21 protein-coding genes, 1 tRNA gene and 3 pseudogenes are annotated in these 23,698 nt (G+C 69.3%); 7 read left to right on the forward strand and 18 right to left on the reverse strand.

Features of this window, described 5'->3' with window-relative positions:
- Positions 1 to 75: 75 nt before the first annotated feature.
- The 6 genes and pseudogenes from ACZZ98_RS02690 to ACZZ98_RS02715 all read right to left on the reverse strand — a co-directional run.
- Entirely contained in the window at positions 76 to 1,308 is a 1,233-nt protein-coding gene (locus ACZZ98_RS02690; protein WP_463514828.1) for an ABC transporter ATP-binding protein, read from the reverse strand.
- Positions 1,301 to 2,332, reverse strand: a complete 1,032-nt coding sequence (locus ACZZ98_RS02695) for an ABC transporter ATP-binding protein (RefSeq protein WP_463514829.1) — start codon at positions 2,330 to 2,332, stop codon at positions 1,301 to 1,303. The genes ACZZ98_RS02690 and ACZZ98_RS02695 overlap by 8 nt, the downstream gene beginning before the upstream one ends.
- A gap of 8 nt (positions 2,333 to 2,340) precedes the next feature.
- The gene (locus ACZZ98_RS02700) at positions 2,341 to 3,258 is read right to left on the reverse strand and encodes an ABC transporter permease (RefSeq protein ID WP_463514830.1); all 918 of its coding nucleotides are present in this window, start codon (positions 3,256 to 3,258) and stop codon (positions 2,341 to 2,343) included.
- Complete coding sequence (locus ACZZ98_RS02705; protein WP_463514831.1) at positions 3,251 to 4,180, reverse strand: ABC transporter permease; 930 nt, start codon at positions 4,178 to 4,180, stop codon at positions 3,251 to 3,253. The genes ACZZ98_RS02700 and ACZZ98_RS02705 overlap by 8 nt, the downstream gene beginning before the upstream one ends.
- 170 nt (positions 4,181 to 4,350) lie before the next feature.
- Positions 4,351 to 5,445 carry a peptide ABC transporter substrate-binding protein gene (locus ACZZ98_RS02710; protein WP_463517709.1) on the reverse strand — a complete coding sequence of 365 codons (1,095 nt, stop codon included), beginning with the start codon at positions 5,443 to 5,445 and terminating at the stop codon, positions 4,351 to 4,353.
- 151 nt (positions 5,446 to 5,596) lie between these two features.
- Positions 5,597 to 5,995 (reverse strand): annotated as a pseudogene (locus tag ACZZ98_RS02715) (ABC transporter substrate-binding protein); the annotation flags it as partial.
- Positions 5,996 to 6,189: 194 nt separating this feature from the next.
- On the opposite strand from ACZZ98_RS02715, the gene hisN reads away from it, so the two are divergent.
- Positions 6,190 to 6,972, forward strand: a complete 783-nt coding sequence (gene hisN / locus ACZZ98_RS02720) for a histidinol-phosphatase (RefSeq protein ID WP_463514832.1) — start codon at positions 6,190 to 6,192, stop codon at positions 6,970 to 6,972.
- A 25-nt stretch (positions 6,973 to 6,997) separates the two neighbouring features.
- Here hisN and ACZZ98_RS02725 read toward each other — a convergent pair whose 3' ends face one another.
- The 6 genes and pseudogenes from ACZZ98_RS02725 to ACZZ98_RS02750 form a co-directional block, all read right to left on the reverse strand.
- Entirely contained in the window at positions 6,998 to 8,356 is a 1,359-nt protein-coding gene (locus tag ACZZ98_RS02725) for a M16 family metallopeptidase (RefSeq protein WP_463514833.1), read from the reverse strand.
- Positions 8,353 to 9,639, reverse strand: coding sequence for a M16 family metallopeptidase (locus ACZZ98_RS02730; RefSeq protein ID WP_463514834.1), 1,287 nt, complete (start codon positions 9,637 to 9,639; stop codon positions 8,353 to 8,355). The genes ACZZ98_RS02725 and ACZZ98_RS02730 overlap by 4 nt, the downstream gene beginning before the upstream one ends.
- Before the next feature lie 9 nt (positions 9,640 to 9,648).
- Positions 9,649 to 11,097 carry an NAD(P)/FAD-dependent oxidoreductase gene (locus tag ACZZ98_RS02735; RefSeq protein ID WP_463514835.1) on the reverse strand — a complete coding sequence of 483 codons (1,449 nt, stop codon included), beginning with the start codon at positions 11,095 to 11,097 and terminating at the stop codon, positions 9,649 to 9,651.
- Between the two features lie 262 nt (positions 11,098 to 11,359).
- A tRNA-Met gene (locus ACZZ98_RS02740) sits at positions 11,360 to 11,434 on the reverse strand.
- Positions 11,435 to 11,505: 71 nt separating this feature from the next.
- Positions 11,506 to 12,795 carry a UPF0182 family protein gene (locus ACZZ98_RS02745; protein WP_463514836.1) on the reverse strand — a complete coding sequence of 430 codons (1,290 nt, stop codon included), beginning with the start codon at positions 12,793 to 12,795 and terminating at the stop codon, positions 11,506 to 11,508.
- Positions 12,791 to 14,428, reverse strand: a pseudogene (locus ACZZ98_RS02750) (UPF0182 family protein); the annotation flags it as partial. The pseudogene ACZZ98_RS02750 and the gene ACZZ98_RS02745, both read right to left, overlap by 5 nt.
- Positions 14,429 to 14,747: 319 nt before the next feature.
- On the opposite strand from ACZZ98_RS02750, the gene ACZZ98_RS02755 reads away from it, so the two are divergent.
- On the forward strand, positions 14,748 to 15,284 hold the full coding sequence (locus ACZZ98_RS02755) for a PPA1309 family protein (protein WP_463514837.1): 537 nt from the start codon (positions 14,748 to 14,750) through the stop codon (positions 15,282 to 15,284).
- Positions 15,285 to 15,305: 21 nt separating this feature from the next.
- Here the strand turns inward: ACZZ98_RS02755 and ACZZ98_RS02760 are convergent, their stop codons facing one another.
- Both ACZZ98_RS02760 and ACZZ98_RS02765 read right to left on the reverse strand, forming a co-directional pair.
- A complete protein-coding gene (locus ACZZ98_RS02760) occupies positions 15,306 to 16,445 on the reverse strand; it encodes a YlbL family protein (RefSeq protein WP_463514838.1) in 1,140 nt (379 codons plus the stop codon).
- Positions 16,442 to 16,900, reverse strand: a complete 459-nt coding sequence (locus tag ACZZ98_RS02765; protein WP_463514839.1) for a molybdenum cofactor biosynthesis protein MoaE — start codon at positions 16,898 to 16,900, stop codon at positions 16,442 to 16,444. Before ACZZ98_RS02765 ends, ACZZ98_RS02760 begins: the two co-directional genes overlap by 4 nt.
- A gap of 89 nt (positions 16,901 to 16,989) precedes the next feature.
- Here ACZZ98_RS02765 and ACZZ98_RS02770 point away from each other — a divergent pair, with 89 nt between their 5' ends.
- Together ACZZ98_RS02770 and ACZZ98_RS02775 are read left to right on the forward strand one after the other, a co-directional pair.
- Complete coding sequence (locus ACZZ98_RS02770; protein ID WP_463514840.1) at positions 16,990 to 18,420, forward strand: zinc-dependent metalloprotease; 1,431 nt, start codon at positions 16,990 to 16,992, stop codon at positions 18,418 to 18,420.
- Positions 18,417 to 19,016: an NUDIX hydrolase gene (locus tag ACZZ98_RS02775; RefSeq protein WP_463514841.1), complete on the forward strand. Its 600-nt coding sequence runs from the start codon at positions 18,417 to 18,419 to the stop codon at positions 19,014 to 19,016. The genes ACZZ98_RS02770 and ACZZ98_RS02775 overlap by 4 nt, the downstream gene beginning before the upstream one ends.
- Before the next feature lie 37 nt (positions 19,017 to 19,053).
- On the opposite strand, the gene ACZZ98_RS02780 is transcribed toward ACZZ98_RS02775, so the two are convergent.
- Positions 19,054 to 19,602 carry a M48 metallopeptidase family protein gene (locus tag ACZZ98_RS02780; RefSeq protein ID WP_463514842.1) on the reverse strand — a complete coding sequence of 183 codons (549 nt, stop codon included), beginning with the start codon at positions 19,600 to 19,602 and terminating at the stop codon, positions 19,054 to 19,056.
- Positions 19,603 to 19,854: 252 nt separating this feature from the next.
- Between ACZZ98_RS02780 and ACZZ98_RS02785 the strand changes: the two genes are divergently transcribed.
- From ACZZ98_RS02785 to ACZZ98_RS02795, 3 genes are all read left to right on the forward strand, one after another.
- Entirely contained in the window at positions 19,855 to 20,016 is a 162-nt protein-coding gene (locus tag ACZZ98_RS02785) for a DUF5679 domain-containing protein (RefSeq protein WP_009775774.1), read from the forward strand.
- Positions 20,017 to 20,157: 141 nt separating this feature from the next.
- Positions 20,158 to 20,769 carry a hypothetical protein gene (locus tag ACZZ98_RS02790; RefSeq protein ID WP_463514843.1) on the forward strand — a complete coding sequence of 204 codons (612 nt, stop codon included), beginning with the start codon at positions 20,158 to 20,160 and terminating at the stop codon, positions 20,767 to 20,769.
- 297 nt (positions 20,770 to 21,066) lie between these two features.
- Positions 21,067 to 22,101, forward strand: coding sequence for an ABC1 kinase family protein (locus ACZZ98_RS02795; RefSeq protein ID WP_463514844.1), 1,035 nt, complete (start codon positions 21,067 to 21,069; stop codon positions 22,099 to 22,101).
- 39 nt (positions 22,102 to 22,140) lie between these two features.
- On the opposite strand, the pseudogene ACZZ98_RS02800 reads toward ACZZ98_RS02795, so the two are convergent.
- From ACZZ98_RS02800 to ACZZ98_RS02810, 3 genes and pseudogenes are all read right to left on the reverse strand, one after another.
- A pseudogene (locus tag ACZZ98_RS02800) lies at positions 22,141 to 22,720 on the reverse strand (HhH-GPD-type base excision DNA repair protein).
- A gap of 23 nt (positions 22,721 to 22,743) precedes the next feature.
- Positions 22,744 to 23,157: a rhodanese-like domain-containing protein gene (locus ACZZ98_RS02805; protein WP_463514845.1), complete on the reverse strand. Its 414-nt coding sequence runs from the start codon at positions 23,155 to 23,157 to the stop codon at positions 22,744 to 22,746.
- On the reverse strand, positions 23,154 to 23,651 hold the full coding sequence (locus ACZZ98_RS02810) for a cysteine dioxygenase (RefSeq protein WP_463514846.1): 498 nt from the start codon (positions 23,649 to 23,651) through the stop codon (positions 23,154 to 23,156). The genes ACZZ98_RS02805 and ACZZ98_RS02810 overlap by 4 nt, the downstream gene beginning before the upstream one ends.
- Positions 23,652 to 23,698 lie beyond the last annotated feature (47 nt).

Here is a 23,698-nt window from a genome sequence, read left to right on the forward strand (position 1 = left end):
CGACCCCAGATGCAGGTATGCCGCCCGCGTGAGCGGACGGCATACCTGTTCTTCCGGCTGAGCCGGCGGTGTCTGTCAGACCCTCGGGTCCCGCTTCTCGTCCGGCTCGTCGTCGACGACGAGGCGATTGTCCTGCGTCGTGCTGTGGCGACGCTCCGAGCCGACCGTGGCCTCAGAACGCTCCGCCATGGCAGCGGCGTCGGCAGGCGCGCTCTCCTGGTCCTCGGAGATCACGTCCAGGTCGACGACGTCCGTCGTCGCGAAGCGTGAGTCCGGCTCGACATTGGTGACGTCGATCGTCTCGACGATGACACGCGGCTCGGCGAAGAGGCACGCGGACCGGTGCGCCGCGAGACCGTCGGGACGGTCGATCAGCTCCGGGTCATCGACGCTGCACCGCTCCTGGGCCTTGAAGCACCGCGTGTGGAAGCGGCACCCCGAGGGCGGGTTCGCCGGCGACGGGACGTCACCGGTGAGGACGATCTGCTCACGCTTGCCACGCATCGTCGGGTCCGGCACCGGGACGGCCGACAGCAGGGCCTGGGTGTAGGGATGCGTCGGCCGTTGGTAGATCTCCTCCTCGGTGCCCAGCTCGACCATGCGGCCGAGATACATCACGCCGACGCGGTCGGAGATGTGGCGGACGACGGAGAGGTCGTGAGCGATGAAGACGTAGGACAGCCCGAGCTCGTTCTGCAGCTTCTCCATGAGGTTGATGACCTGGGCCTGCACCGAGACGTCGAGTGCCGAGACGGGCTCGTCGCAGATGAGCACCTTGGGGCGCAGGGCGATGCCCCGGGCGATGCCGATGCGCTGACGCTGACCACCGGAGAACTGGTGGGGGTAACGGCTGATGTGCTCGGGGTTGAGGCCCACGAGCTCGAGCAGCTCCTGGACAGCCTTCTTGCGACCCGCCTTGGGCACGACGTCCTGGTGGATGTCGAACGGCTCGCCGATGATGTCGCCGACCGTCTTGCGCGGGTTGAGCGACGTGTACGGGTCCTGGAAGACGATCTGGATGTCGCGGCGGACCGCGCGCATCTCCTTGTTGTTCAGGCTGTACATGTCGTGGCCGTCGAAGTTCAACGTGCCAGCCGTGGGCTCCTCGAGCCGCATGAGCATGCGACCCAGGGTGGACTTGCCACAGCCGGACTCGCCGACGATGCCGAGGGTCTCGCCGCGCCGCAGCTCGAACGAGACGCCGTCGACCGCCTTGACGTTCTGCTTGCCCGTCGACCGCAGGATGCCATCGCGGATCGGGTAGTGCTTGAAGAGGTTGTCGGCCTTGAGAATGATGTCGTCAGCCATTGAGGACCTCCTCGGCGAAGTGGCACGCCGACCGCTGCTGGCCGACCAGGCGCAGGGCGGGCTCGTCCGTGCGGCAGATGTCCTGCGACATCCGACAGCGCGGGTGGAAGGCACATCCCGGGGGGATGCGCGTGAGGTTGGGTGGGAGCCCACCGATGGCCGCCAAGGTCTGACCCTTCTGGTCCAGTCGCGGGATCGACTCGAGCAACCCGCGGGTGTAGGGGTGGGCCGGACGCGCGTAGAGGTCCTCGATCTCCGCCTGGGCGACGATCCGACCGGCATACATGACCGCAGCGCGGTCGGCCACGTCGGCGACGACACCGAGGTCGTGCGTGATGAGGATGAGCCCCATCTGGCGCTCCTCCTGCAGCTCGGCGAGCAGCGCCATGATCTGTGCCTGGACGGTGACGTCGAGCGCCGTGGTCGGCTCGTCGGCGATGAGGACCGCCGGGTCGAGCGCGATGGCCATGGCGATCATGATGCGCTGGCGCATGCCGCCCGAGAACTGGTGCGGATACTGCTTGACCCGCTGCTTGGCGGCCGGGATGGCCACGCGCTCCATGAGCCGGACAGCCTGTGCGTAGGAGTCGGACTTGTTCATGCCCCGGTGCTTCCGGAACATCTCACCGATCTGCCAGCCCACGGGGAAGACCGGGTTCAGGGCACTCAGTGCGTCCTGGAAGATCATCGAGATCTCCGGCCCGCGGATCAGACGGCGCTGCTCCTCCGGCATCGTCAGGAGGTCCTCACCGCAGTAGCGGATCCCACCTGAGGGGATGACGGCCGGCGGCATGTCGAGGATGCCCATGACCGCCTGCGCGGTGACGGACTTGCCGGAGCCGGACTCACCAAGGATGGCGAGGGTCTCGCCCTGGCGGAGGTTGAAGGAGACACCGTTGATCGCCTTGGCGGCGCCACCGGCGGTGTGGAACTCGACGAAGAGGTCGTCCACCTCGAGCAACGTGCCGTCGGGGGCGGCCTTGTACTTGGAGTCGGGCTTGTGCGCTGGGGCAACTGCGGTCATGTCGCTCCTCATCGTGACTTGGGGTCGAAGGCATCGCGCACGGCATCGCCGAGCAGGATGAAGGCCAGGACCGCCATGCTCAGGAACAGGCTGGGGAAGAACAGGGCGTGGGGAGCCGCACGCATCGCGGTGAGCGCCTCACTGATGGAGACGCCCCACGAGATCGCCGGCGGCGTGAGCCCGATGCCGAGGAACGACAGAGTCGCCTCGACGGAGATGTAGACACCGAGGTTGATCGACGAGACCACGAGGACCGGCGCGAAGGCGTTCGGCATGATGTGGGACCGGATGATCCGCCACGGGGTGGCTCCCAGTGCACGGGCGGCCTGGACATACTCCTGCGGCTTGACCTGCAGCACGCTCGAGCGCATCAGTCGGGCGTTGGACGGCCAGCCCAGCACGGCCAGCGCGGCCACCACCTTGAGCACGATGAGGAGGTACGGCGTCTGCGAGTCGTTGGGGAAGGTCGCCAGGAAGAGCAGCGCGCCCAGCAGCAGGGGGATGGCGAAGAAGATGTCCGTCAGCCTCGAGAGAAGCATGTCGATCCACCCGCCGAAGTAGCCGGAGAACACCCCGATGGCCACACCGACGAGCATCGTCGAGGTGGTCGCGAGGAATCCCACGAGGATCGACGAGCGCGCCCCGTAGACCGTGCGGGCGTAGATGTCGTAGCCCTGCCGGTCGTGTCCGAAGATCGCGCCGTCGCCCGGCGGCTTGAGCGAGTTTGCGAGGTTGCCGGCTGCCGGGTCCTTGTCGGTGAACAGGCCAGGGAAGATCGACATCACGACGAAGAGGGTGATGAGCGCCGCGGAGATCCAGAAGACGGGGTTGCGGCGCAGGGCCTTCCACGCGTCGCTGGCGAGCGAGCCACCTGCCTCGACCTCGCCGGCGTCGACGGTCATGGGGGAGGCGACTTGGTCACTCATGGCTGATCCTGGGATCGAGCACGCCGTACATCAGGTCGACGAGCAGGTTGACGAGGAGATAGACGAGCACCAGCAGGGTCACGGTGCCGACGATCGCGACGCCGTCCTGTGCGGGGATGGCGCGGAAGAGATAGCCGCCGACGCCGTTGATGTTGAAGATGCGCTCGGTGACCAGCGATCCGCCGAGAAGGGCGCCGAGGTCGTAGCCGATGAAGGTGATGACGGGGATCATCGAGTTGCGCAGCGTGTGCAGACCCACGGTCCGGGCTCGCGTCAGCCCCTTGGCCTTGGCCGTGCGCACGTAGTCAGCACGCAGGTTGTCGACGAGGTTCGTCCTCGTCAGTCGCGCGATGTAGGCGACCGACGCCGATGCCAGCACGAAGGCGGGTAGGACGAAGTCGAAGAGCGTCGCATCTCGCGTTGGCACCGAGATCGGGAAGATGCCGAGCTGGAGTCCGAAGACCAGCTGCGAGGTGCTGCCGATGACGAAGATCGGCACGGAGATGAGGAGCAGGGTGCTCACAAGGACGACCTGGTCGATGAACTTGCCCTTCCGCACGCCCGAGAGCACGCCGGCGAGGATGCCGATGATGACCTGGATGACGACGGCCATGAGCGCGAGCTTCACGGTCGTGGGGTAGCGGGCGATGATGTCGTCGATGACGGGGACATCACGCTGGTTGGTACCGAAGTCGCCCTGCAGCACGTTGCCCATGTACTTGAGGTACTGCAGCGGCAGCGGGTCGTCGAGGTTGTACTTGGCACGGAAGGCCGCGATGTATGCCGGTGAGCAGGGGCGCTCGCCGCACTTGTTGTCCGTGGGGTCACCCGGAAGTGCGAAAACCATGACGTAGATCAAGAACGTGGTGCCCACGAGCACCGGGATCATCAAAAGCAGACGGCGAACAATGTATTTGCCCACGCGCCACCTCCTTCACTATGTGCGTCGCCACCTGATCGAGGTCAGCGATGCCTCACGGTCGTGTGACCACCACCGGGGCCGCTCGACCATACCTCTCCGGGTGGTGGAGCCTTAACGGACATCACGATGGGGTGGGTGACGAGCCACCCACCCCATCGTGCACGAACCGCTTACTTCAGCGTCACGTTTCCGTAGTCCGGAACTCCGAACGCGTCCACCTCGACGGTGTTCACCTTGTCGGACCAACCGGTCTGACGAGCGGTGTACCACATCGGCATGGTCGGGAGGTCCTGTCCGAGAATCTTCTCGGCCTCCTGGTACTTGCTGTTGCTGGAGGCGGGGTCGCCGTCAGCCGCAGCGTCGTTGAGCAGCTTGTCGAACGCAGGGCTGCTGTAGTCCTGGTAGTTGCTGTCGGCGTCCGTGCCGTACAGCGGGGCCAGGAAGTTCTCGATGGACGGGTAGTCCATCTGCCAGCCCAGACGGAACATCCCGTTGAACTTGCGCGACTCGAGCTCCTTCAGCATCGTCGAGAAGTCGACGAACGGACGGGGCACGCAGTTGATGCCGGTGTTGGTCTTGATCTGGTTGCAGGTCGCCTCGACCCACTCCTTGTGACCACCATCGTTGTTGTAGGCGAACTCGAGCGTGCCGGTGAAGCCGCCACCCTCGGCGAGCGTCGTCTTGGCCTTGGCCGCGTCGAACGTGCAGGCCTCGCCACAGGCGCCGGCGGCGTAGCCGTCGATGCCCGGCGGAACCCAACCGGTGGCCGGGACCCGACCCTTGTTGAAGATCTTGTCGGTGATCTCCTGGCGGTTGACCGCCATCGAGATGGCCTGACGCACCTTGACGTTGGACAGACGCGGGTCGGTCTTCGTGAAGCCGACGTGGGTGATGCCCGCGACGGCCTTGGTGGCCGCACGGCCCTGGAGGTCGGTCTTCCAGGCCTCGCCGATGAGGGCGCTCGTGGGCACCTGCTCCATCACGTCGATCGTTCCGGCGATGAGGTCCTTGTAGGCGGTCTCGTCGTCGGCGTAGATCTTGAAGGTGATGTTGTCGGGCTTGGCGGCGTCCTTGCCCGAGTAGTCCGCGAACTTCTTGAGCTTGATGTCGACGTCAGGCGTCAGCGAGACGAACTCGTAGGGGCCTGCACCGATCGGCTTCTTGCCGTAGGCCTCGGGGTCGGCGAAGAACGAGTCGGGAAGCGGCGCGAACGCGGTGTAGCCGAGGCGCACCGGGAGGTTCGAGACCTTCTCGCTGGTCTTGATCGTGAAGGTGTGGTCGTCGACGACCTTGAGGCCGGAGAAGCTCCTTGGCCTTGGGGGCCGGAGCCTTCTGGGGGCCGTCCTCGTCGGGGTCCTCCGACTGGAGGTCCGCGTAGCCCTCGAAGGGGGTGAAGAAGTAGGACGCGCCCTGGCCGTTGGGGAAGTACGCGGCGTAGTTCCAGGCGTCGACGAAGTTCTTCGCCTTGACCTCGGTGCCGTCGTGGAACTTGTAGCCCTTCTTGAGCTTGACCTCGAAGTTCTGGTTGTCCGACGTCGTGATCGACTCGGCGATGTCCATCTGGGGCTTCGCGTCCTTGGTGGCGTACGACACGAGCTTGGCCGTGACGAGGTCGAGGACGTTGCCGCCACACGTCTCGGACGTGTTGCTCGGGATCAGGGGGTTCTGCGGGCTGCAGCCTTCCACGGAGATGTCGCCGCCGGCCTTGGCCGTCGCGTCAGGGGTCTCTTCTTCGCCGCCGCCGCCGCAACCGGCGAGAAGCAGGGCTGCCGCCGAAATACCGGCAACGGCCACCGTGCGAGTGGTTCCTCGCATGGATGTCCTCCTACGTGTAGAGCCGCCCAGGGAAGTGAACGGACATCAAGTGAGAGCCGGTCCCGGTCGGGAGGCCCCCGCATGCCCCGGAAGGGCACGCGGTCCCCATGAAAGACCACAAGTGCGACTGGCGGGAGAGGCGTGACCGACCCGAGACCCGATTGTGACCGTTGCAAGGGGCTACGGTGACGGACGTGCCGACCTATGACGACGACCTGCGACTAGCCCATGTCCTCGCGGACGCCGTGGAGCGAGTGACGGTCTCCCGCTTTCGTGCCGAGGACCTGCACGTGGAGTCCAAGCCTGACCTGACACTGGTCAGTGACGCCGACCGGACGGCGGAGGAGCTGGTGCGCTCCCAGCTGAAGCGAACCCGGCCACGGGACGCCGTGATCGGCGAGGAGATGGAGCCGACCGGGCACGGCCCGCGCCAGTGGGTCATCGACCCCATCGACGGGACCCACAACTTCGTGCGAGGGGTGCCTGTCTGGGGCACGCTCATCGGGCTCATCGACGACGGCAGGCCGGTGCTCGGTCTGGTGGCGGCACCCGCCCTGAACCGGCGCTGGTGGGCGGCTCTCGGCAGCGGGGCCTGGGCTGGCCGCAGCCTGACCTCCGCCAAGCGCATCTCGGTCTCGAAGGTCTCGGCGGTCGCCGACGCGTCGCTGTCCTACAGCTCGTCGTCGTCGTGGGAGGCGGTGGGCCGTCAGCAGGCCTTCCTGGACCTGGCCCGGGACTGCTGGCGCGAGCGCGCCTACGGCGACTTCTGGTCCTACATGCTGCTGGCCGAGGGTGCCGTCGACATCGCGGCCGAGCCCGAGCTCAACCTCCACGACATGGTGGCCCTCGTCCCGATCGTCACCGAGGCCGGCGGGCGGTTCACCTCACTGCGGGGCGAGGACGGTCCCTTCGGGGGCAACGCCGTCGCGACCAACGGGCTGCTCCACGACGAGGTCATGGCCCGCATCGGCCTGTGACCTGCCGGCCGGGAGGCGGGACCGGTCAGTTGGGCAGGACAGTGACCGGGCCCAGCGCGAGTCCTTCGATGCCCTCTCGCAGAAGGGCCGCGTCACCGACGACGACGATGAGCCACTCCCCCGTGACGACGTCGTTGTATGCCGCCGTCAGACGTGCGTCGTCGAGGGCACCCATGCGTTGCAGTGTCGTGGTCTGGAAGTCGAGCGGGAGGCCCTCGATGGCGAGCGCCGAGGCCTCGTCGGCGACCGCGTCAGCCGTGGCGTAGCGGCCGGGCGCCGTCTGCACGACGTAGTCGACACCCGAGCGGATCTCCTTGTCGGAGAAGCCGGCCCGCGCCTCGTCAAGAATGTCCACAAGGAGACGCAAGGCATCGACGGTCGCGTCGGCGCGCACGGAGCCAGCCGTGATGAACGAGCCACCACGAGCCCGCGGGCGGAAGCTGGCCCGGATGCCGTAGGTGTAGCCCTTGTCCTCCCGGAGCACGGCATCTACGCGGGCGCTGGGCGAGCCACCGATGATGAACGACAGCACGGGATAGGGGTCCCAGCCCGTGCCGACCGAGCGATCGGGTCCCGGCACGGCGACGGACAGCTCGCTCTGCACCGAGCCGGGGCGATCGACGAGCACCACCCGGGTGCCGCCACCGGTGGGCACCGGCGCCTGCGCCGGCGTGGCGGGGACGTGATGCGGGTTGACCCAGCCGCCGAGCCCGACCGCCACGGTCTCGGGCACGTCGATGCCCGTGAGGTCACCGGCGACGACGAGGGTGGCGCCCCGGGGTCCGACGTGGGCACGGTGGAATGCCACGACGTCCTCGCGGGCCATGGCCGCGATCGACTCGGGGGTCCCGGCCGTCGGGCGTGAGGCCCGCTCGGTGGGAGCCCACAGGTTCGCGGTGAGCTCCCGGGCCGCCCGGTGGGGGGCTGACGCACGCTCCTGCTCGATCTCCGCGAGGCGGCTGCGCAGGATGCGGCGCACCTCGGCCTCCGGGAAGACCGGCTCGGCCAGCGCCTGGCGCAAGAGGTCCAGCGCCGCCGGGAGGAACCGCTGGGGCACGTCGACGTCGACACTCAGCGCGCCGTCGGTCACCGACGCACCGAGCACCATGCCGGTGCGCTCCATGAGCTCCGCGAACTCGTCGCTGGAGTGGCGTGCCGTGCCCTCGTCGAGGAGGCGGGCCGTCATGGCTGCGACACCCTCGCGATCCGCCGGCTCGTCGGCGAGCGCAAGTGGCACGACGAGCCGCACCGACAGGACGTACTGGCCGGGGACGGCATACGACAGAAGGCGTATGCCGTTGTCCGTCACCGTCTCGTCCGGCAACGGGAAGGCCCACGGCTCGGGTGGGGCGACATCGGGCCGGGGAACTGTCGTGATTTTCATGCGACCTCTTCGGACTCGATGTCAGCGCGGTAGGCGACCACGGCGCGGCTCTCGGGGCGCAACCACCGCGCGGCCGCGGCCCGCACCTGCTCCGGGGTGATGGCGCGCAGGCGGTCGAGATGGGTGTTGACGAGCCGGGGTTCGCCGTGGAGCAGCGTGTAGTGCGACAGGGCGTCCGCACGCTCCTCCTGGCTCGCCAGCATCGACAGCCACGATCGCTCGGCCTGGGCCAGGGCGGCCTCCATCTCGGCCACGGTGGGGCCCTCGACAGCGAACCGTTCGAGCTCCTCGAGCAGCGCCACCTCGACCTCGTCGGTCTCAGCATCGGAGGCGATGTCGACGACGATGAACCCGAGCGAGACGCCGTCGACGAAGCCCCATGCGGTCGCGTGGGCGCCCAGAGCCGTCTGCTCCTTGCGGACCAGGCGCCGGACCAGACGGGACGACGCGAGGCCCCCGAGGGCGTCCAGGGCGAGGCTGGCCGCGTTGAACTCCTCGGTCTCGTCGACCGGCAGCCGGAAGGCGATGTGCAGCCGGTCGTTCGGCACGTCCTCACGGCGCTCGACCCGCACCGGCGCGGGAAGCGGAGGCAGCGCTTCGACCGGTCCCCGACGCGGTTGTGGATGTGGCTCGATCGAGCCGAGATAGCGCTCCACGAGCGCGAACCCCTCGTCGGGGGTGATGTCACCACACAGGGTGAGCACGGTGTTGTCAGGGGCGTAGTGAAGGCGGAAGAAGGCGTGCACGTCCTCGACGCTCGCGGTATCGAGGTCCTGCATCGACCCGATCGTCGAGTGGTGGTACGGGTGTCCCTCGGGGAAGACCGCGGCATAGACGTCGATGAGGGCGTTGCCGTAGGGCTGGTTGTCGTAGCGCTGCCGCTTCTCCTCCTTGACGACGTCCCGCTGGTTGTCCAGGTTGGCCTGGTTCACGGCATCGAGCAGGTGCCCGTGGCGGTCGGCCTCGAGCCACAGGGCGAGCTCGAGGGCGCCCTTGGGGACGGTCTCGAAGTAGTTGGTGCGGTCGAACCACGTCGTGGCGTTGAGGCGACCACCCTGCGCCATCAGTGCCTCGAAGTGCTCCCCGCTAGCGACACCACGCGAGCCCTGGAACATGAGGTGCTCGAACAGGTGCGCGAAACCGGTGCGGCCGCTGGCTTCGTGGCGTGAGCCGACTCCCACCCAGATGTTGAGGGTGACGTTGGGGACGCTGGGGTCCGGGGAGACGACGACACGCAGTCCGTTGGGCAGCGTGCGCTCGTGGACCGGGTAGTCGAGCGGCATGGCGCCACCCTACGTGGCGCCGGGGCCGCCTTCCTCGCTCGCCTTTGCCGCTGCGACCGCTGTCGCCGATCCGGGTGCCGATGACGTCGCTGCCGGCTGCGGCGCCGGGGTGGCGTGGTCGGACGCGACCACGGGGAGCTTCGGCAGGTCCTGGGGATCCATCGTGCGAATGATGTTGCGCGCGAGGATCTGCTGCGCGGTCACCGTGCGCTCCGAGCGACCACGGCCGATGAAGCTCACCCCCCAGTGCAGCAGCGTGGTGATGCGCTGCTTGAAGCCGATGAGGTAGACGATGTGGATCGCGAGCCACAGCACCCAGGCGAGGAACCCGGAGAACCGGAGCTTCCCCACACTCGCGACGGCGCTGAAGCGCGAGATCGTGGCCATCGAGCCCTTGTCGAAGTACGAGAAGGACGCCGGTGCCGGCTTGCCGTCGAGGCGCGCCATGAGGTGCTTGGCCGCGTAGCGAGCTCCTTGGATCGCGACCTGGGCGACACCGGGCAGGTTGTCCAGCGAGGCCATGTCACCGACGACATAGACGTCCGGTCGGCCCGGGAGCGTGAGGTCGGGGTTGACCCTGACGCGCCCCGCGCGGTCGAGCTCGGCGTCGGACTGGGCCGCGAGCATCGCCCCGAGCTCGGAGCCCTGGACGCCGGCGGCCCAGACCTTGGTCATGGCCTCGATGCGCGCCCGGGTCCCGTCGGACTTCTCGATGTCGATGCCGGTGGAGTCGACGCCGACGACCTTGGTGCCGAGCTCGACCTCGACGCCCATCTTGGTGAGGCGGTTCCTGGCGGCGCCTCCCAGCCGGTCGCCGAAGGAGGGCAGCACCTGGGGTGCGGCGTCGAGCAGCACGATCCGGGCCTGCCGTGGGTCGATCGACCGGAAGTCGCGCCTGAGGGTGCGGTGAGCGAGCTCGGCGATCTGTCCGGCCATCTCGACCCCCGTGGGCCCGGCACCCACGACGACGAAGGTGAGGTAGCGGTCGCGCTCCGCGGGGGCGGTGGCCAGCTCGGCCCACTCGAACGCACCGAAGATGCGGCCACGCAGCTCGAGGGCGTCATCGATGCTCTTCATGCCCGGGGCGTACTCGGCGAACTGGTCGTTGCCGAAGTAGGACTGCCCGGCGCCGGCCGCGACGAGGAGCGTGTCGAACGGCGTGACGGTCTCGCGGCCGAGGACCTCACTCGTCACCGTCTTGGCCTCCAGGTCGATGGCGGTGACCGTGCCGAGGATGACGCGCGCGTTCTTCTGCCTGGCGAGGATCTCGCGGGTGCTCGGGGAGATCCCGCCCTCGGAGAGGATGCCCGTGGCGACCTGGTAGAGGAGTGGCTGGAAGAGGTGGTGGGACGTCTTTGCCACGAGGGTGATCTCGACGTCGTCGCGACGCCTGAGGGCCTGCGTGCCGAAGAGCCCGCCGAAGCCGGATCCGATGACGACGACGCGATGCGGGGCCATGCTGTGCCTCCCAGGCACCTCGGGCTCGTCGCACGAGGCGCTAGATTCAGGAAACGGCGAGTCGTCCGGGGACGACACGCCGTTGTGGTGAGCTGCACCAGACCTCTGGTGACGCCTTCATTCTACCGGCTCCAGGACGAGGCGGGGAGCGGGGGTGACAGGCACGACGCGCTTGCGGGGACCGCGGGATCGACGCGCTAGGGGTCGTCAGGCAGAAACGCCTTCAGGCCCGGAATCCGAGGATTCCGGGCCTGAAGAGAAGTAGCGGGGGCAGGATTTGAACCTGCGACCTCCGGGTTATGAGCCCGGCGAGCTGACCGAGCTGCTCCACCCCGCGTCGGGTGAGTGACCTTGCGGCCTCTCGGTATCCCCTAGGTTACGGGACGGTTGGCTGAGCGCCAAATCCGGTCAGGGAGAAGGGGTTGGGGTCGGCGTCGGGCTCCCCGTCGGTGTCGATGTGGGCGTCGGCGTCGGGGTGGCTGAGCCGCCCGGGGCCGGCGTCGCGGTGAGCTGCGGGCTGATGGCCGCGGCTCGGGCGATGGCGTCCTGCAGATCCTTCTGGGCCAGCCCGTATGCCGCGAAGTCACCCTTCTTGAGCGCCGCCTGTCCTGCCGCGTTCGCCGCCTCGATGTCACGGATGACCGCGGCCAGCTGGGCGGTCGGGGTCGACGTCGGCGGCGGTGTCCCGCCCGTGGTCGGTGGCGTCGCTCCCGGAGTGGAGCCGCTGTCTCCCGCACTCGCTCCCGAGTTGCCCCCGAAGAGGCCGTCGAGGGCCTGGTCGAGCGTCTCGCCCCAGGCGATCCGCTTGCCGAACACCGCCACGGTGGCCTTGTTCTGCGGGAACGAGCCACCCTCACGCGAGGCCTGGACATACATCGGTTGCACGTAGAGCAACCCTTCGCCGACGGGCAGGGTGAGCAGGTTGCCGTAGGTCAGCTGCTTGCCCGACTGTCGGTTCTGCGCGATGAACTGGCTGAGGTTGAGGGGCTCGGTCGGGCTCTGTGACCGAGCCGTCGAGACCTCGATCTGGTTCTGGACCTGACCGGGCCCGTCCACCGCCGAGTTGCGTGGCAGCTCGAGCAGCCTCATCGCGCCATAGGTGCCAGCGGGCTTGCCCGCAGTCGTGCCGGCGTCCGCGTCCACGGCCAGGAACCCGCGCAGGATCTCACGGCCGGTGCCCGAGGGGATGAACGTCGTCGTCAACGAGAACGCGGGCGTCGTCTGGTCCGGCATCGCCAGGGACTGGTAGTAGACCGGCTGGTCCTGGGTCGCGTGGGTCGGGTCCTTGGGGACCCGCCAGAAGTCACCACCTCCGTAGAAGGAGTTCGCGTCGGTCACGTGGTAGCTCGACAGGAGCTGGCGCTGGACCTTGAACAGGTCCTGCGGGTAGCGCACGTGCGACATGAGCTGCGAGGACATCTCGGAGAGCGGGGAGACCGATCCGGGGAAGGCCTTGCTCCACGCCTTGAGGATCGGGTCGGTCGTGTCCCAGCCATAGAGCTTGACGGAGCCGTCGGCCGCGTCGACCGTGGCCTTGACCGAGTTGCGGATGTAGTTGACCTGGCCTGCGCCGGCGACGACGACCCGGGAGTTGGCGCTCACGGAGTCGGAGGTCGCGTCGGAGAAGCTCGGCGAGCTTGCTGTTGGGGTAGCGGGCCGTCGTGGTGTAGCCGTCGACGATCCACTTGATCCGACCATCCACGACGGCCGGGTAGGCGTTGCCGTCGATGGTGAGCCACGGGGCCACTCGCTCGATGCGCTCGCGAGGCTGACGGTGGTCGAGGATGCGTGACTCCTCGTTCACCGCGTCGGACAGGAGGAATTTGGGCTCGCGGTACTTCACGGCATACGCGAGCTTGCGGACGAAGGAGCCGATCTCGACCCCACCGTCGCCCTCGAAGGTGTTGTTGGCCTGCCCTCCCTCACCCTTGTCGTCGGGGAAGTCGAACTCCCGCGGCTTGGCACCCGCGGGTGCACCGACGATCGAGTACGGCGGGGACTGCTCGCCGAAGTAGATGCGCGGTTCGTACTCGACACCCATGGGCCCCTTGGTGGAGAAGCCGTTGGAGAAGAACTGCGGGTCACCCTCGCTCGTGCGCTTGTTGCCGTAGGCACCGATGAACCCGAAGCCGTGGGTGTAGACCGTGTGGTCGTTGAGCCAGTTGCGCTGCCCCGCGGGCACCCCCTCGAGGTTGAGCTCACGGACGGCGACGATCGAGTCGCTCTTCTTGCCGTCGACGGCATACCGGTCGACGTCGAGGATGTCGGGGAACGCGTAGTACTGGCGCAGGCCCTCGAACTGCCGGAAGGTCGGGGAGACCACGTTGGGGTCGACGAGCCGGATCCCGGGGATCGTCTGGGCGTCCTCGCGCAGCTGGCCGGGCGCCGCGTCGGTGGTGGCTGCGTAGGGCGTCTTCTTGATCCCGTCGATGGCGAATGCGGCTCGAGTCGCGTCGATGTTGCGCTGGATGTACATGGCCTCGAGAGACTTCTCCGACGGGCGGACCTTGAGCGACTGCACGGCCGCAGGGTAGAGCCCTCCGGCGACCACGGAGAGGACCGTGAGCAGCCCGACGCCGATGAGGGGCAGTCGCCAGCTGCGGGTCCAGATCGCCGCGATGAAGAAGCCCGCGCACATCACCGTCGCGACCGCGAGGATCGCCTTGATGGGCAGGACGGCGTTGGCGTCGGTGTAGGTGATGCCGGTGATCAGCCTCGACTCGTGCGTCGTGAGGCTGTAGCGGTCGAGCCAGTAGGCCGCTGCCCGCACGAGCGCCAGGAGCGAGGCGATCGTCGCGATCTGGATGAAGGCGGCTCGAGTGGTCGTGCCACGACCCGGGAGCTGAAGACCGCCGTAGACGTAGTGCGTGAAGGCCGCCGCGATGAGCGCCAGCAGCAGGATGACGGTGAAGAAGCTGACGAGGAAGCGCAGCCACGGCAGCGTGAACACGAAGAAGCCGACGTCGAGGCCGAACTGCGGATCCTTGACGCCGAAGGGGACAGCGTTGCGCCACAGCAGGAACGTGCGCCACGCGCCCATCGCGGCGGCGCCGGCGAGCAGCCCGAGCACGGAGGGGATGACGACCGTCGCGAGACGGCGCAACGGGTCGAGGACCTGCCGGTACTGGTCGAGCACCTGCGCAGAGGGCGAGGGGGTGATGCGCAGGGGGCGAGTCCGGTATGCCGTGACGAGACTTGCCGCCACCGCACCGGCAGTGAGGATGAAGGCCGTGATGAACAGCAGCGCCCTCGTGCCGAGCTGGGTCATGAAGACGTCGCGGAAGCCGACGGAGTCGAACCACCAGAGGTCGGTGAGGATGCCGGCCGCCATGAGCGCGAGGATGACGAGTCCCGCGAGGATGGCGAGCGTCGTGCCGAGCGGTCCGCGCCGCGGGGGCGTTCCCGCGCCTCGAGGGCGACCCTGGCCACCGAAGCCGGCCCCGCCGGCTGCCGGGCCGCCAGGACGGGAGGACCGTCCGGGTTCGCCGGGCCCGGACGCGCCGGGGCCCTTGCCTGCGTCGTCGGGGTTGATCCCGTCGAACCACTCTGACCGGCTCACTTGTGCTGACTCCACGTCCGTGCCTCCCCGGGCACCGCCCGGGCTGGAGGGCCAACATATATGGCGAACATGGGTGCGGCACGATGGGTTCGTGACCTCAGCCCCGCAGCCTGTGACGGACCCGCTCTCCCTCGCCGCCCTCGACACCGAGCGCCATGTCGCGTCGAACGGATGGGACCAGCCACCACGGCTCTTCGCACTCGTGCCGACCGCCGACCTGCTCGAGCGTGAGCCCCAGCTCGCCAACGGGCTCACCGTGTCGGACCAGATCGACGGCGCCCTCACGGCCATCGAGCAGGAGGACCTGCCCACGACCGACTCGATCGAGAGCCTGCTCGGTCAGATCGCGTGGCCCGACACGGTCGAGGGCTGCGCCATCGTCGTCGAGCGGCTCGTCGTCCCGCCGGAGGCCGAGCGGGACCTGCCCGACGACCACGAGGCCGCGGTGGCCGCCCTGGCCGAGCACCCCGACCGCCGGGACGTGCGGCTGCTGGCAGCGGTGACCCGGGACGGTCGCACCATCTGCCTGCTCCGGCAGCGCGAGCACGACCGCGACGACCGGGTGGCGACGGGGAGCGACCTCGCACCGGGGCTCGTGGCAGCGCTGCGGGCCACCCTGACCAGCTGACCGGCGCCCGGACGATCAGCGCTACGAGCAGGTGGGGAGCGAGTCGGCCTTGCCGGCGGCAATGGCCCTGACTGCTCCGAGTGCGTCGTCGAAGGTGCCGATCCGCACGACGGTGAGTCCGTCAGGGACGTGGTCGACGACCTCGTCACAGTTGTCCGCAGGCGCCAGGAAGAAGTCGGCTCCGCCGTCGCGAGCCCCGTGCAGCTTCTGCCGGATGCCACCGATCGGGCCCACGGACTCGTCGGGCTCCATGGTCCCCGTGCCGGCGATGCGCTTGCCCCCGGTGAGGTCTCCGGGAGTGAGGACGTCATAGACCGCCAGGGTGAACATCGTCCCCGCGGACGGCCCTCCGACTCCCCCGGCCGTGATCGTGACGTCCACCGGCAGGTCGTACTCACGTCCGAGCAGGACCCCGATGATCGTGTACCCCCCGTTGTCCCGGGTGGGCACCGACAGCGCCTTCTGCGCACCCTGGCGCTTCACCACGATGGCGACCTTGGTGCCAGCCTTCTGCGCCCGCACGGCCGTCTGGACCGCAGCAGCATCGGCGGTGGGCCTCCCCGCGACGGACACGAACTCGTCGCCTGCCTCGAGGACACCCTTGGCCGGTGAACCATCGGGGACCTGGGACACGACGACACGCTCGGGCACCGTGCGTCCGGTCTCGCGCAGGGCGATGGCGGCAGCCACCTCCTGGGAGTCCACCATCTCGGCGGCGCTCTCCTGTCGAACCTCCTCGCGAGTGGTCTCCTCGGGGTAGTACGCCTCGCGAGGGAAGATCTCCTCCTCGTCGCGCAGTCGGGCCACCGCCAGGTCGAAGGGATTGACGCGCTGGCCCGGTCCCCCGCTGATCCGAACCGTGGTGAAGTCCAGGGCGCCCTTGGCCGGGTATGCCGCGGCGCCCTTGACCTGGATGATGGGCTTGCCGTCGAGCTGGCCGAGGGTGTTGGTGATGGGTCCCGGCTGCAGGACGACGTAGGGCAGCGGGATGAAGGAGATGCCTGCGGCGAGGACGATCACCACGAAGAGCATCGTCAGCAGTCCGCTGCTGCGCCGACTCACGAGGTAGGGGTTCGGCTCCGGTGCCTCCGCGGCTGCCGGATGCGTGGTGGCAGGGCCAACCGCGCCGCTCGCGGGAGCGGCAGGATCGGGTGAGCTCACGGCATACCCACCCATTCGGTGCCACCGGCACCCAGGTGCTGGTGCTTCCAGATCGGCACCTCGGACTTGAGGGTGTCGATGAGGTCGCGACAGGCCGCGAAGGCGGCGTCCCGGTGGGGAGCGGACGCCGCCACGACGACCGCGACGTCGCCGATCTCGAGGTGGCCGCTGCGGTGCAGGGCGGCGACCCGCACTGCGCCGGACCGGGCAGCGACGACGTGGGAGACCTCGGTCAGCCGCGCCTGTGCGGTGGGATGCACGGAGTAGTCGAGCGAGGCGACGTCCTGGCCCCGGTCGTGGTCACGCACCATCCCCACGAAGACGGTGACGCCACCACAGGTGGGGTGCTGCACGGACGCGAGGACCTCGTCGACGGAGAGCGGCTCCTCGCGGATCTGCGCCAGGGTCACGGTGCCCGTCGTCGCTCCGGCCGCGTCGGTCACGTCGTGCTCCACACGTTCCTCCTCGGAACTATCCCCGGGTCATCCGTGGTTGGGTACTGATGAGACCACATCTTCTCACCGCCGCCCCCAGGAGACCCGCAGTGACCGATTCGCAGGACCGCCCCGACGAGCCCGAGGAGCCCGGCCTACCGACCGAGCTCGAGCAGGTCCTGAAGGGCCTCACCGGCGGTCAGGACCTCGACCCGCAGATGGTCGAGATGCTGCGCGGGATGGGTCTGGACAAGGTCGATCCGCAGATGCTGCAGATGGTCGCCGGGCAGGTGCAGTCGATGTTCGCCGGAGCCGACGAGTCCGGCGCGGTCGACGCCTCTGTGGCCACCGACATCGCGCGCAAGACCGTTGCGGCACAGGGCGACCCGACCGTCTCGACGTCTGTCGACGCGCAGGCACGTCAGGCGGTCGATGTGGCCAACCTCTGGCTCGACGCCGTCACGGACCTCGATCACTCCGGCCTCACGGGTCGGGCGTGGAGCCGCGCCGAGTGGGTCGAGGCGACCATGCCCGTGTGGCGTGAGCTCGTCGACCCGATAGCGGTCGGTGTCAGCGATGCGATGGGCGCCGCTCTCACCAAGCAGCTCGGCGACCTCGGCGAGGCGGGGCTGCCCGAAGGGCTCGTCCCCCCGGGGACGAACCCGGCCGCGATGATGGGACAGATGGGTCCGATGCTGAGGCGCATGCAGGGCTCGATGTTCTCGGTCCAGCTCGGCCAGGCGGTCGGCACCCTCGCGGGCGAGATCCTCACCGGCGGCGAGGTGTCGTTGCCGCTCGTCCCGGCGCCCGACGTGGTCCTCATGCCGGAGGCCATCGCCGCCTTCGCCGAGGGTCTGGAGATCGACGAGCCGCAGGCCCGGCTGCTCCTCGCGGTCCGTGAGAGTGCCCGGACCCGCCTCTTCCACGCCGTCCCCTGGCTCGCTCCGCAGCTGCTGGCCGCCGTGCGCGACTACGCCGGGGACACGACCATCGACACCGACGCCATCGAGGAGGGCCTGCGCTCGATCGACCCCACCGACGCCGAGGCGATGCAGCAGGCCCTCGCCGGGCGTCTGTTCGCTCCCCAGCAGTCCGAGACCCAGAGGGCCGCCCTCACGCGTCTTGAGACCCTCCTGGCCCTCGTCGAGGGATGGGTCGACGTCGTGACCGCCGCCGCGGTGACGCCGCACCTCCCCCAGGCCGACGCGCTCGGTGAGGCCATCCGCCGGCGACGAGCCAGCGGAGGCCCGGCCGAGAAGACCTTTGCGGCGCTCGTCGGTCTGGACCTGCGACCACGCCGGCTCCGGGACGCCGCCAACCTGTTCGCCGCCCTGGAGGCCTCCGGCGGCGCCGATGCCCGCGACGCCGCCTGGGCGCACCCCGACGTCGCCCCGTCGGCGTCGGATCTCGACGACCCGCTGGGCTACGTCGAGCGCCAGAACGCGGTCGCCTCGGGCAGCGACACCTTCGACGCGGAGCTGGATGCCCTGCTCCGGGACGACACGAGCGGCGGGTCCGCCGACGGGTCCGCCCGCTCGTGACCGAGGCGTTCGACGAGCACTCGCTCGACCCCGAGGTCGAGCGCGCCTTCGCTCACCTGCACGCCGACGCGACCGAGACGCTCGCTGCCTGGAGCGCGCCGGACTCCACTCAGGAACGGTTGCGGACGGCATACCTCGCCCATCTGGGTCGACACGGCGACGGTGTCGCGAAGGCTGGGCCACCTGCCCACCTCACCGCCAGCTGCCTCGTGATCAGTCCCGAGGGAGGGCACGTGCTGCTCACGCACCATCGACGAGCCCAGCAGTGGTTCCAGTTCGGTGGGCACCTCGAGGTCGACGACGAAAGCCTGTGGCACGCCGCGACCCGCGAGGGACGTGAGGAGTCCGGCATCGCGTCGGTCTCGCCCGAGCCGGTCGTGGTCCAGCTCGACCGGCACGACCTCAGCGGCGACTTCGGCGGGTGCCGGCAGCACCTCGACGTGCGGTACGCCGCGATCGTGGACCGGTCGGTCAGCCCGTCGCCCAGCGCGGAGTCGCTCGACGTCGCGTGGTGGTCGACCGAGGCGCTGCCGACGGGCACCCGCGCCGAGCTGACGGCGCTCGTGACCTCAGCCCGTCGCGCGCTCGACCTCTGACCCACGACCCCCTTCGGTCACGCGGTCGCGCGCGCGGTCACGCGGACGCGTCCTCGACCGACTCCACGTCGTCGTCCTCGGCGATGTCGATGCCCTTGGCCAAGGCGACACCATCCAGGAAGCCGCGGGCGCGCTCCAGCTTGGGATAGGACCGCAGAAGGGTCCAGAAGTCGCGGTTGTGACCCGCGACGAGCAGGTGCGCGAGCTCGTGCAGGATGACGTAGTCGACGACGTAGCGGGGCATCCCCTGGAGCCGGTCGGAGAGGCGGATCGACCCGTCCGCCGGCGTGCAGCTCCCCCATCGTGATCGCTGGTTGGTGACCCACCGGATGCTGCGTGGTCGCGCGTGCCCGCCCAGGTAGCGATCGGACAGGTCGGTCGCCCGGGCCAGGAGGTCCTCGTCGCTCTGCCGGCGACGTCGATCGCCCGCCTTGAGCTTGTCGAGCATGCGGGCGACCCAGACGCGCTCCTCGGCGCGGGACATCGAGGCGGGGATGAGCACGACCACACGACCGTTCTCGCGACGGGCGCTGACCGTTCGGCGGCGTCGCGGGCTGCGTCGGACCTCGACGTCCTCGGTGCTCACGGCTTCCACGGTAGGCCAGAGCACCGACATTTGCCGGAGCCACGCTACGGCGCCGACGGAGACCTGACGACGAGGCAGAAGGTGTTCATTGAGACCCAGGTGGCTGGTGGGATGATTGAGGTTTGGTTCGAGGGGAACGAGCACGACGCAGGCCCTCCCGGTCGTGCGTGGCACAGGACGAATCCGTGCTCAGGCGGTCTAGGGTGAAAGAGTCCTCGCCGCGTCCCGCGGCACCACGACCAAGGAGATGCAATGGCAGACGAGACCTACAAGGGCGAGTTCTACTGCGTGAAGTGCAAGGAGAAGCGCGAGGCCGAGGGCAACGTCGTCGTCTCCGACAACGGCCGTCGCATGGCCAAGGGCAAGTGCCCCGTCTGTGGGACCAACCTCAACCGCATCCTCGGCAAGGCCTGAGCGCACAGCCAACCCGCACCATCCTGTGGCCCCCGGTTCCCACCGGGGGCCGCCGCGTTGTCCGGGCCTGTGGATGACGGAAGGGTGCCTCCCTCGCGCTGTGCCAGATTGTGAGAACCACACGTTCTGAAGGAGGCATCGATGGTCCAGCCGGCAATCGTCGTGGACGGCCGTGGTGGCCTCCCCGACGAGATCTGCCGTCAGCTGCGCCTGGCCGGCGCCTCGCGCGTGCACGGTGGGCCGTACGCCGCGGACGCGGCCGAGGCCCACCTCGGCCTCCGCCCACGCGAGCGTCCGGCGGCCGTCGTCCTCGTGGGCAGCCACACGGTCACGGTCGAGGCGACTGCACCCTGGCACCGGGCCGGCGTGCTCCACCTCCCGGTCACCTGCGACGGGCAGGTCGCCGTCGTCGGCCCGCTCATCGTCCCCGGTCGCGGCGGCTGCTGGCGCTGCCGCGCGTTGACCGCCCACGACCTCGACGCGGTGGGCGCCCTGCCCGTCGGCCGCTTCGCACTCGACCCCGTGGCCCTGCCCGCCGGAGGCCTCGGGGTGCTCACGGCAGCCGTCACCGCCAGCGTCACCCTCGCGGCCATCGCCGGTGCGACCCATCTCAGCGGCGTGTCGACCGAGCTCGAGGTCAAGGGTCCGAGCGTCACCCACCGGCACTGGGGAAGGCACCCCATGTGCAGCGACTGCCCGGCTCCCGGGACCGCCGCACGGCCCTCAGGTGGTCAGGACACAATGGCCGGGTGAGCGACATCCCGCGGCGGTCCCTGACCCGCACCGCCAAGCTCGTCGGCCTGCCCCTGGGGCATGCCGGGCGTGCGGCCGTGGGTCTGGGTCGTCGCGTCGGAGGCGCACCGGCCGAGGCCATCGCCGCTGAGCTCCAGACCCGGACCGCCGAGCAGCTCTTCGCCGTGCTCGGTGAGCTCAAGGGCGGCGCCATGAAGTTCGGACAGGCGCTCTCGGTCATGGAGGCGGCCATGCCCGAGGAGCTCGCCGGTCCCTACCGGGCCACCCTCACCAAGCTTCCAGGAGGCCGCGCCGCCCATGGCGGTCGAGCGGGTGCACGCGATCCTCGCCGAGCAGCTGGGTCCCCGCTGGCGCACCGCGAAGTTCCGGTCGTTCGAGGACCGACCCGTGGCCGCCGCGTCGATCGGTCAGGTGCACCGCGCGGTGTGGCGCGACGGGCGGGAGGTGGCGGTCAAGGTGCAGTACCCCGGCGCGGGGGCAGCCCTCCTCTCGGACATCACCCAGCTGTCGCGGGTGGCCCGGCTCGCCGGCGCCTGGATCCCGGGCATCGCCATGGGGCCGATCCTCGACGAGGTGCGCAGCCGCATGAGCGAGGAGCTCGACTACGACCTCGAGGCCCGGCACCAGAAGGTCTTCGCCAAGGCGTTCCGCGACGACGACGAGGTCTTCGTCCCGGACGTCCTCGCCCACAGCGCACAGGTCATCGTCTCCGAGTGGGTGCAGGGCCGGCCCCTCTCGCAGATCATCTCGGACGGCACCCCCGCCGAACGCGACCAGGCCGCGAGCCTCTATCTCGAGTTCCTGCTGCGTGGCCCCAACCGCGCCAGCCTCCTCCATGCGGACCCGCACCCGGGCAACTTCCGAATCACGCCCGACGGGCGTCTCGGCGTCCTCGACTTCGGGGCCGTGAACCGCCTGCCACACGGCATGCCCCCGGCCATGGGTGAGATCCTCACCCACACGCTGGCCGGAGACGAGGCCGCACTCGGTGCGGTCCTGCGCCGGGCCGGGTTCATCCGCCCGGGTGTCGAGGTGTCCGACAGCGCCCTGCTGCACTACCTGAGCACGTTCGTCGAGCCCCTCCAGCGCGAGACGTTCACCTTCAGCCGCGGCTGGTTGCGCTCGGTGTCAGCGACGATCCAGGACCCCCGCCGTGAGCAGTTCCTCGTGGGGCTGAAGTTCAACCTGCCACCCGACTACCTCCTCATCCACCGCGTCTGGCTCGGCAGCATCGGCGTGCTCTGCCAGATCGGTGGCACCGTGCCGATGCGCGGCCTCGTCTTCGCCCACGCCCCCGGGATCGACGAAGACGCCGTTCCGCCACCGAGGTGAGCGGACGGCATACACCAGCAGTGGCGTATGCCGCGTGGCTCAGCCCTTCGCTTCCTTGGCCGCCGCCTTGGTCGCCTTCTTGAAGTCGCGCACCTTCTGGAGGGACTCGGGATCGACGACGTCGGCCACGGAACGGAAGCTGCCCTCCTCCGAGTAGGCGCCCGAGACCGCGCCCCAACCGTCGGGGCGCACCCCGAGCTGCTTGGCGAGCAGGGCGACGAAGATCTTGGCCTTCTGCTCACCGAAACCAGGGAAGCTTCATGACGCGGGCGAAGAGCTCGGCCCCGGTCGTGGCCTGCGACCAGATGCGGCTGGCGTCACCGTCGTAGTCGTCACGCACGACGGCGGCGAGCGCCTGGATGCGTCCCGCCATCGAGCGGCCATATCGGTGCACCGCCGGCGGCGTCGCACAGAGGTCCGCGAACGCCTCGGGCTCTGCTGCGGCGATCGCGGCCGGGTCGAGCGTGCCGAAACGCTCCAGCACCTTGGCGGGGCCGGCGAAGGCCCGCTCCATGGGGAACTGCTGGTCCAACAGCATGCCGGTCAGCAGCGCGAACGGGTCCTCGCTGAGCACCTTGTCGGCAGTCTCGTCCTGGGCGATGCGGATCTGGATGGCCATGGGTGCCATCCTGCCGCACGCGCTCACGACCGCAGGAGGATCGCGGGCCGTGCGACGGGGAGGCCCTGTCCGCGCCACGCCGCGAAACCGCCGATGAGGTCGGTGGCGCGGGACAGCCCCAGCGAGCGCAGGGCGTCCGCCGCGAGGCTCGAGGTGTAGCCCTCCTGGCACATGACGATGACGCGGGTGTCGAAGTCGACGCCCGGCAGCACGGCATCTTGGCGCGGGTCGAAGCGCCACTCGAGCACGTTCCGCTCGATGACCAACGGTGCCAGACCCGGTGCCACCTTACCCTCCTCCGCACGCTGTGCAGCAGGCCGGATGTCGACGAGCCAGGCAGCACCCGAGCGAACCTCACGCCAGGCGGCCCGTGCCGACAACCGGTCGAGGCGTGAGCGCGCCTGAGCCAGCTGGTCCTCGATTCCCGTGCCGCTCACCAGCTCTCACCACGCTGCTCGACGCCGGCGAGGACGAGTCGCCCGAGAACGAGGTCGTAGTGGGTCATCTGGTCCAGACGCGGCGAGTAGGCGTGGACGCTGAGCGCAGCACTGTCGCCCTCATTGACGACGTCGTGGACGTGGTTGGCCCCGAACGCCCGGCCCTCGCCAGCGGGCAGCACGCGGGCGTGGAGCTCTCCATGACTGACCTGACGTTCGGTCAGGGCCCCCCGCACGGTCGTGAAGGCACCCCGCGAGCCACCGTGGTCGTGGAATCCGGTGCTTGCACCCGGTGGCCACTCGATGACCCAGAGCTGAAGGTGGTGCGTCTCGGCGAGCTGGTGCCACCGGCGCCCGCCCCGATCCTCTGGGCGCTCGGGCAGGAGGTCGGGCAGGTCGGGGTCGGCGGCGAAGAGCCTGGCGACGCGCAGGAGCTGGACAGGGGTGAACGTGCTGACGCCGGGAAGTGCCGACGTCGGACGGGCAAGGGTCATGGGAGTCTCTCAAGGGGTGTCGTCGTGGGGGTCGCGGCAGGTCAGCG

The sequence above is a fragment of the Knoellia sp. AC549 genome (assembly GCF_979258975.1).

Excerpts from the sequence above, each read along its gene's own strand:
- ACZZ98_RS02690 (WP_463514828.1), bottom strand. The coding sequence starts at position 1,308 with ATGGCTGACGACATCATTCTCAAGGCCGACAACCTCTTCAAGCACTAC.
- ACZZ98_RS02695 (WP_463514829.1), bottom strand. The coding sequence starts at position 2,332 with ATGACCGCAGTTGCCCCAGCGCACAAGCCCGACTCCAAGTACAAGGCC.
- ACZZ98_RS02700 (WP_463514830.1), bottom strand. The coding sequence starts at position 3,258 with ATGAGTGACCAAGTCGCCTCCCCCATGACCGTCGACGCCGGCGAGGTC.
- ACZZ98_RS02725 (WP_463514833.1), bottom strand. The coding sequence starts at position 8,356 with ATGAAAATCACGACAGTTCCCCGGCCCGATGTCGCCCCACCCGAGCCG.
- ACZZ98_RS02730 (WP_463514834.1), bottom strand. The coding sequence starts at position 9,639 with ATGCCGCTCGACTACCCGGTCCACGAGCGCACGCTGCCCAACGGACTG.
- ACZZ98_RS02735 (WP_463514835.1), bottom strand. The coding sequence starts at position 11,097 with ATGGCCCCGCATCGCGTCGTCGTCATCGGATCCGGCTTCGGCGGGCTC.
- ACZZ98_RS02745 (WP_463514836.1), bottom strand. The coding sequence starts at position 12,795 with ATGGTCGGATCAAGTGGATCGTCGACGGCTACACCACGACGGCCCGCT.
- ACZZ98_RS02785 (WP_009775774.1), top strand. The coding sequence starts at position 19,855 with ATGGCAGACGAGACCTACAAGGGCGAGTTCTACTGCGTGAAGTGCAAG.
- ACZZ98_RS02790 (WP_463514843.1), top strand. The coding sequence starts at position 20,158 with ATGGTCCAGCCGGCAATCGTCGTGGACGGCCGTGGTGGCCTCCCCGAC.
- ACZZ98_RS02795 (WP_463514844.1), top strand. The coding sequence starts at position 21,067 with ATGGCGGTCGAGCGGGTGCACGCGATCCTCGCCGAGCAGCTGGGTCCC.
- ACZZ98_RS02810 (WP_463514846.1), bottom strand. The coding sequence starts at position 23,651 with ATGACCCTTGCCCGTCCGACGTCGGCACTTCCCGGCGTCAGCACGTTC.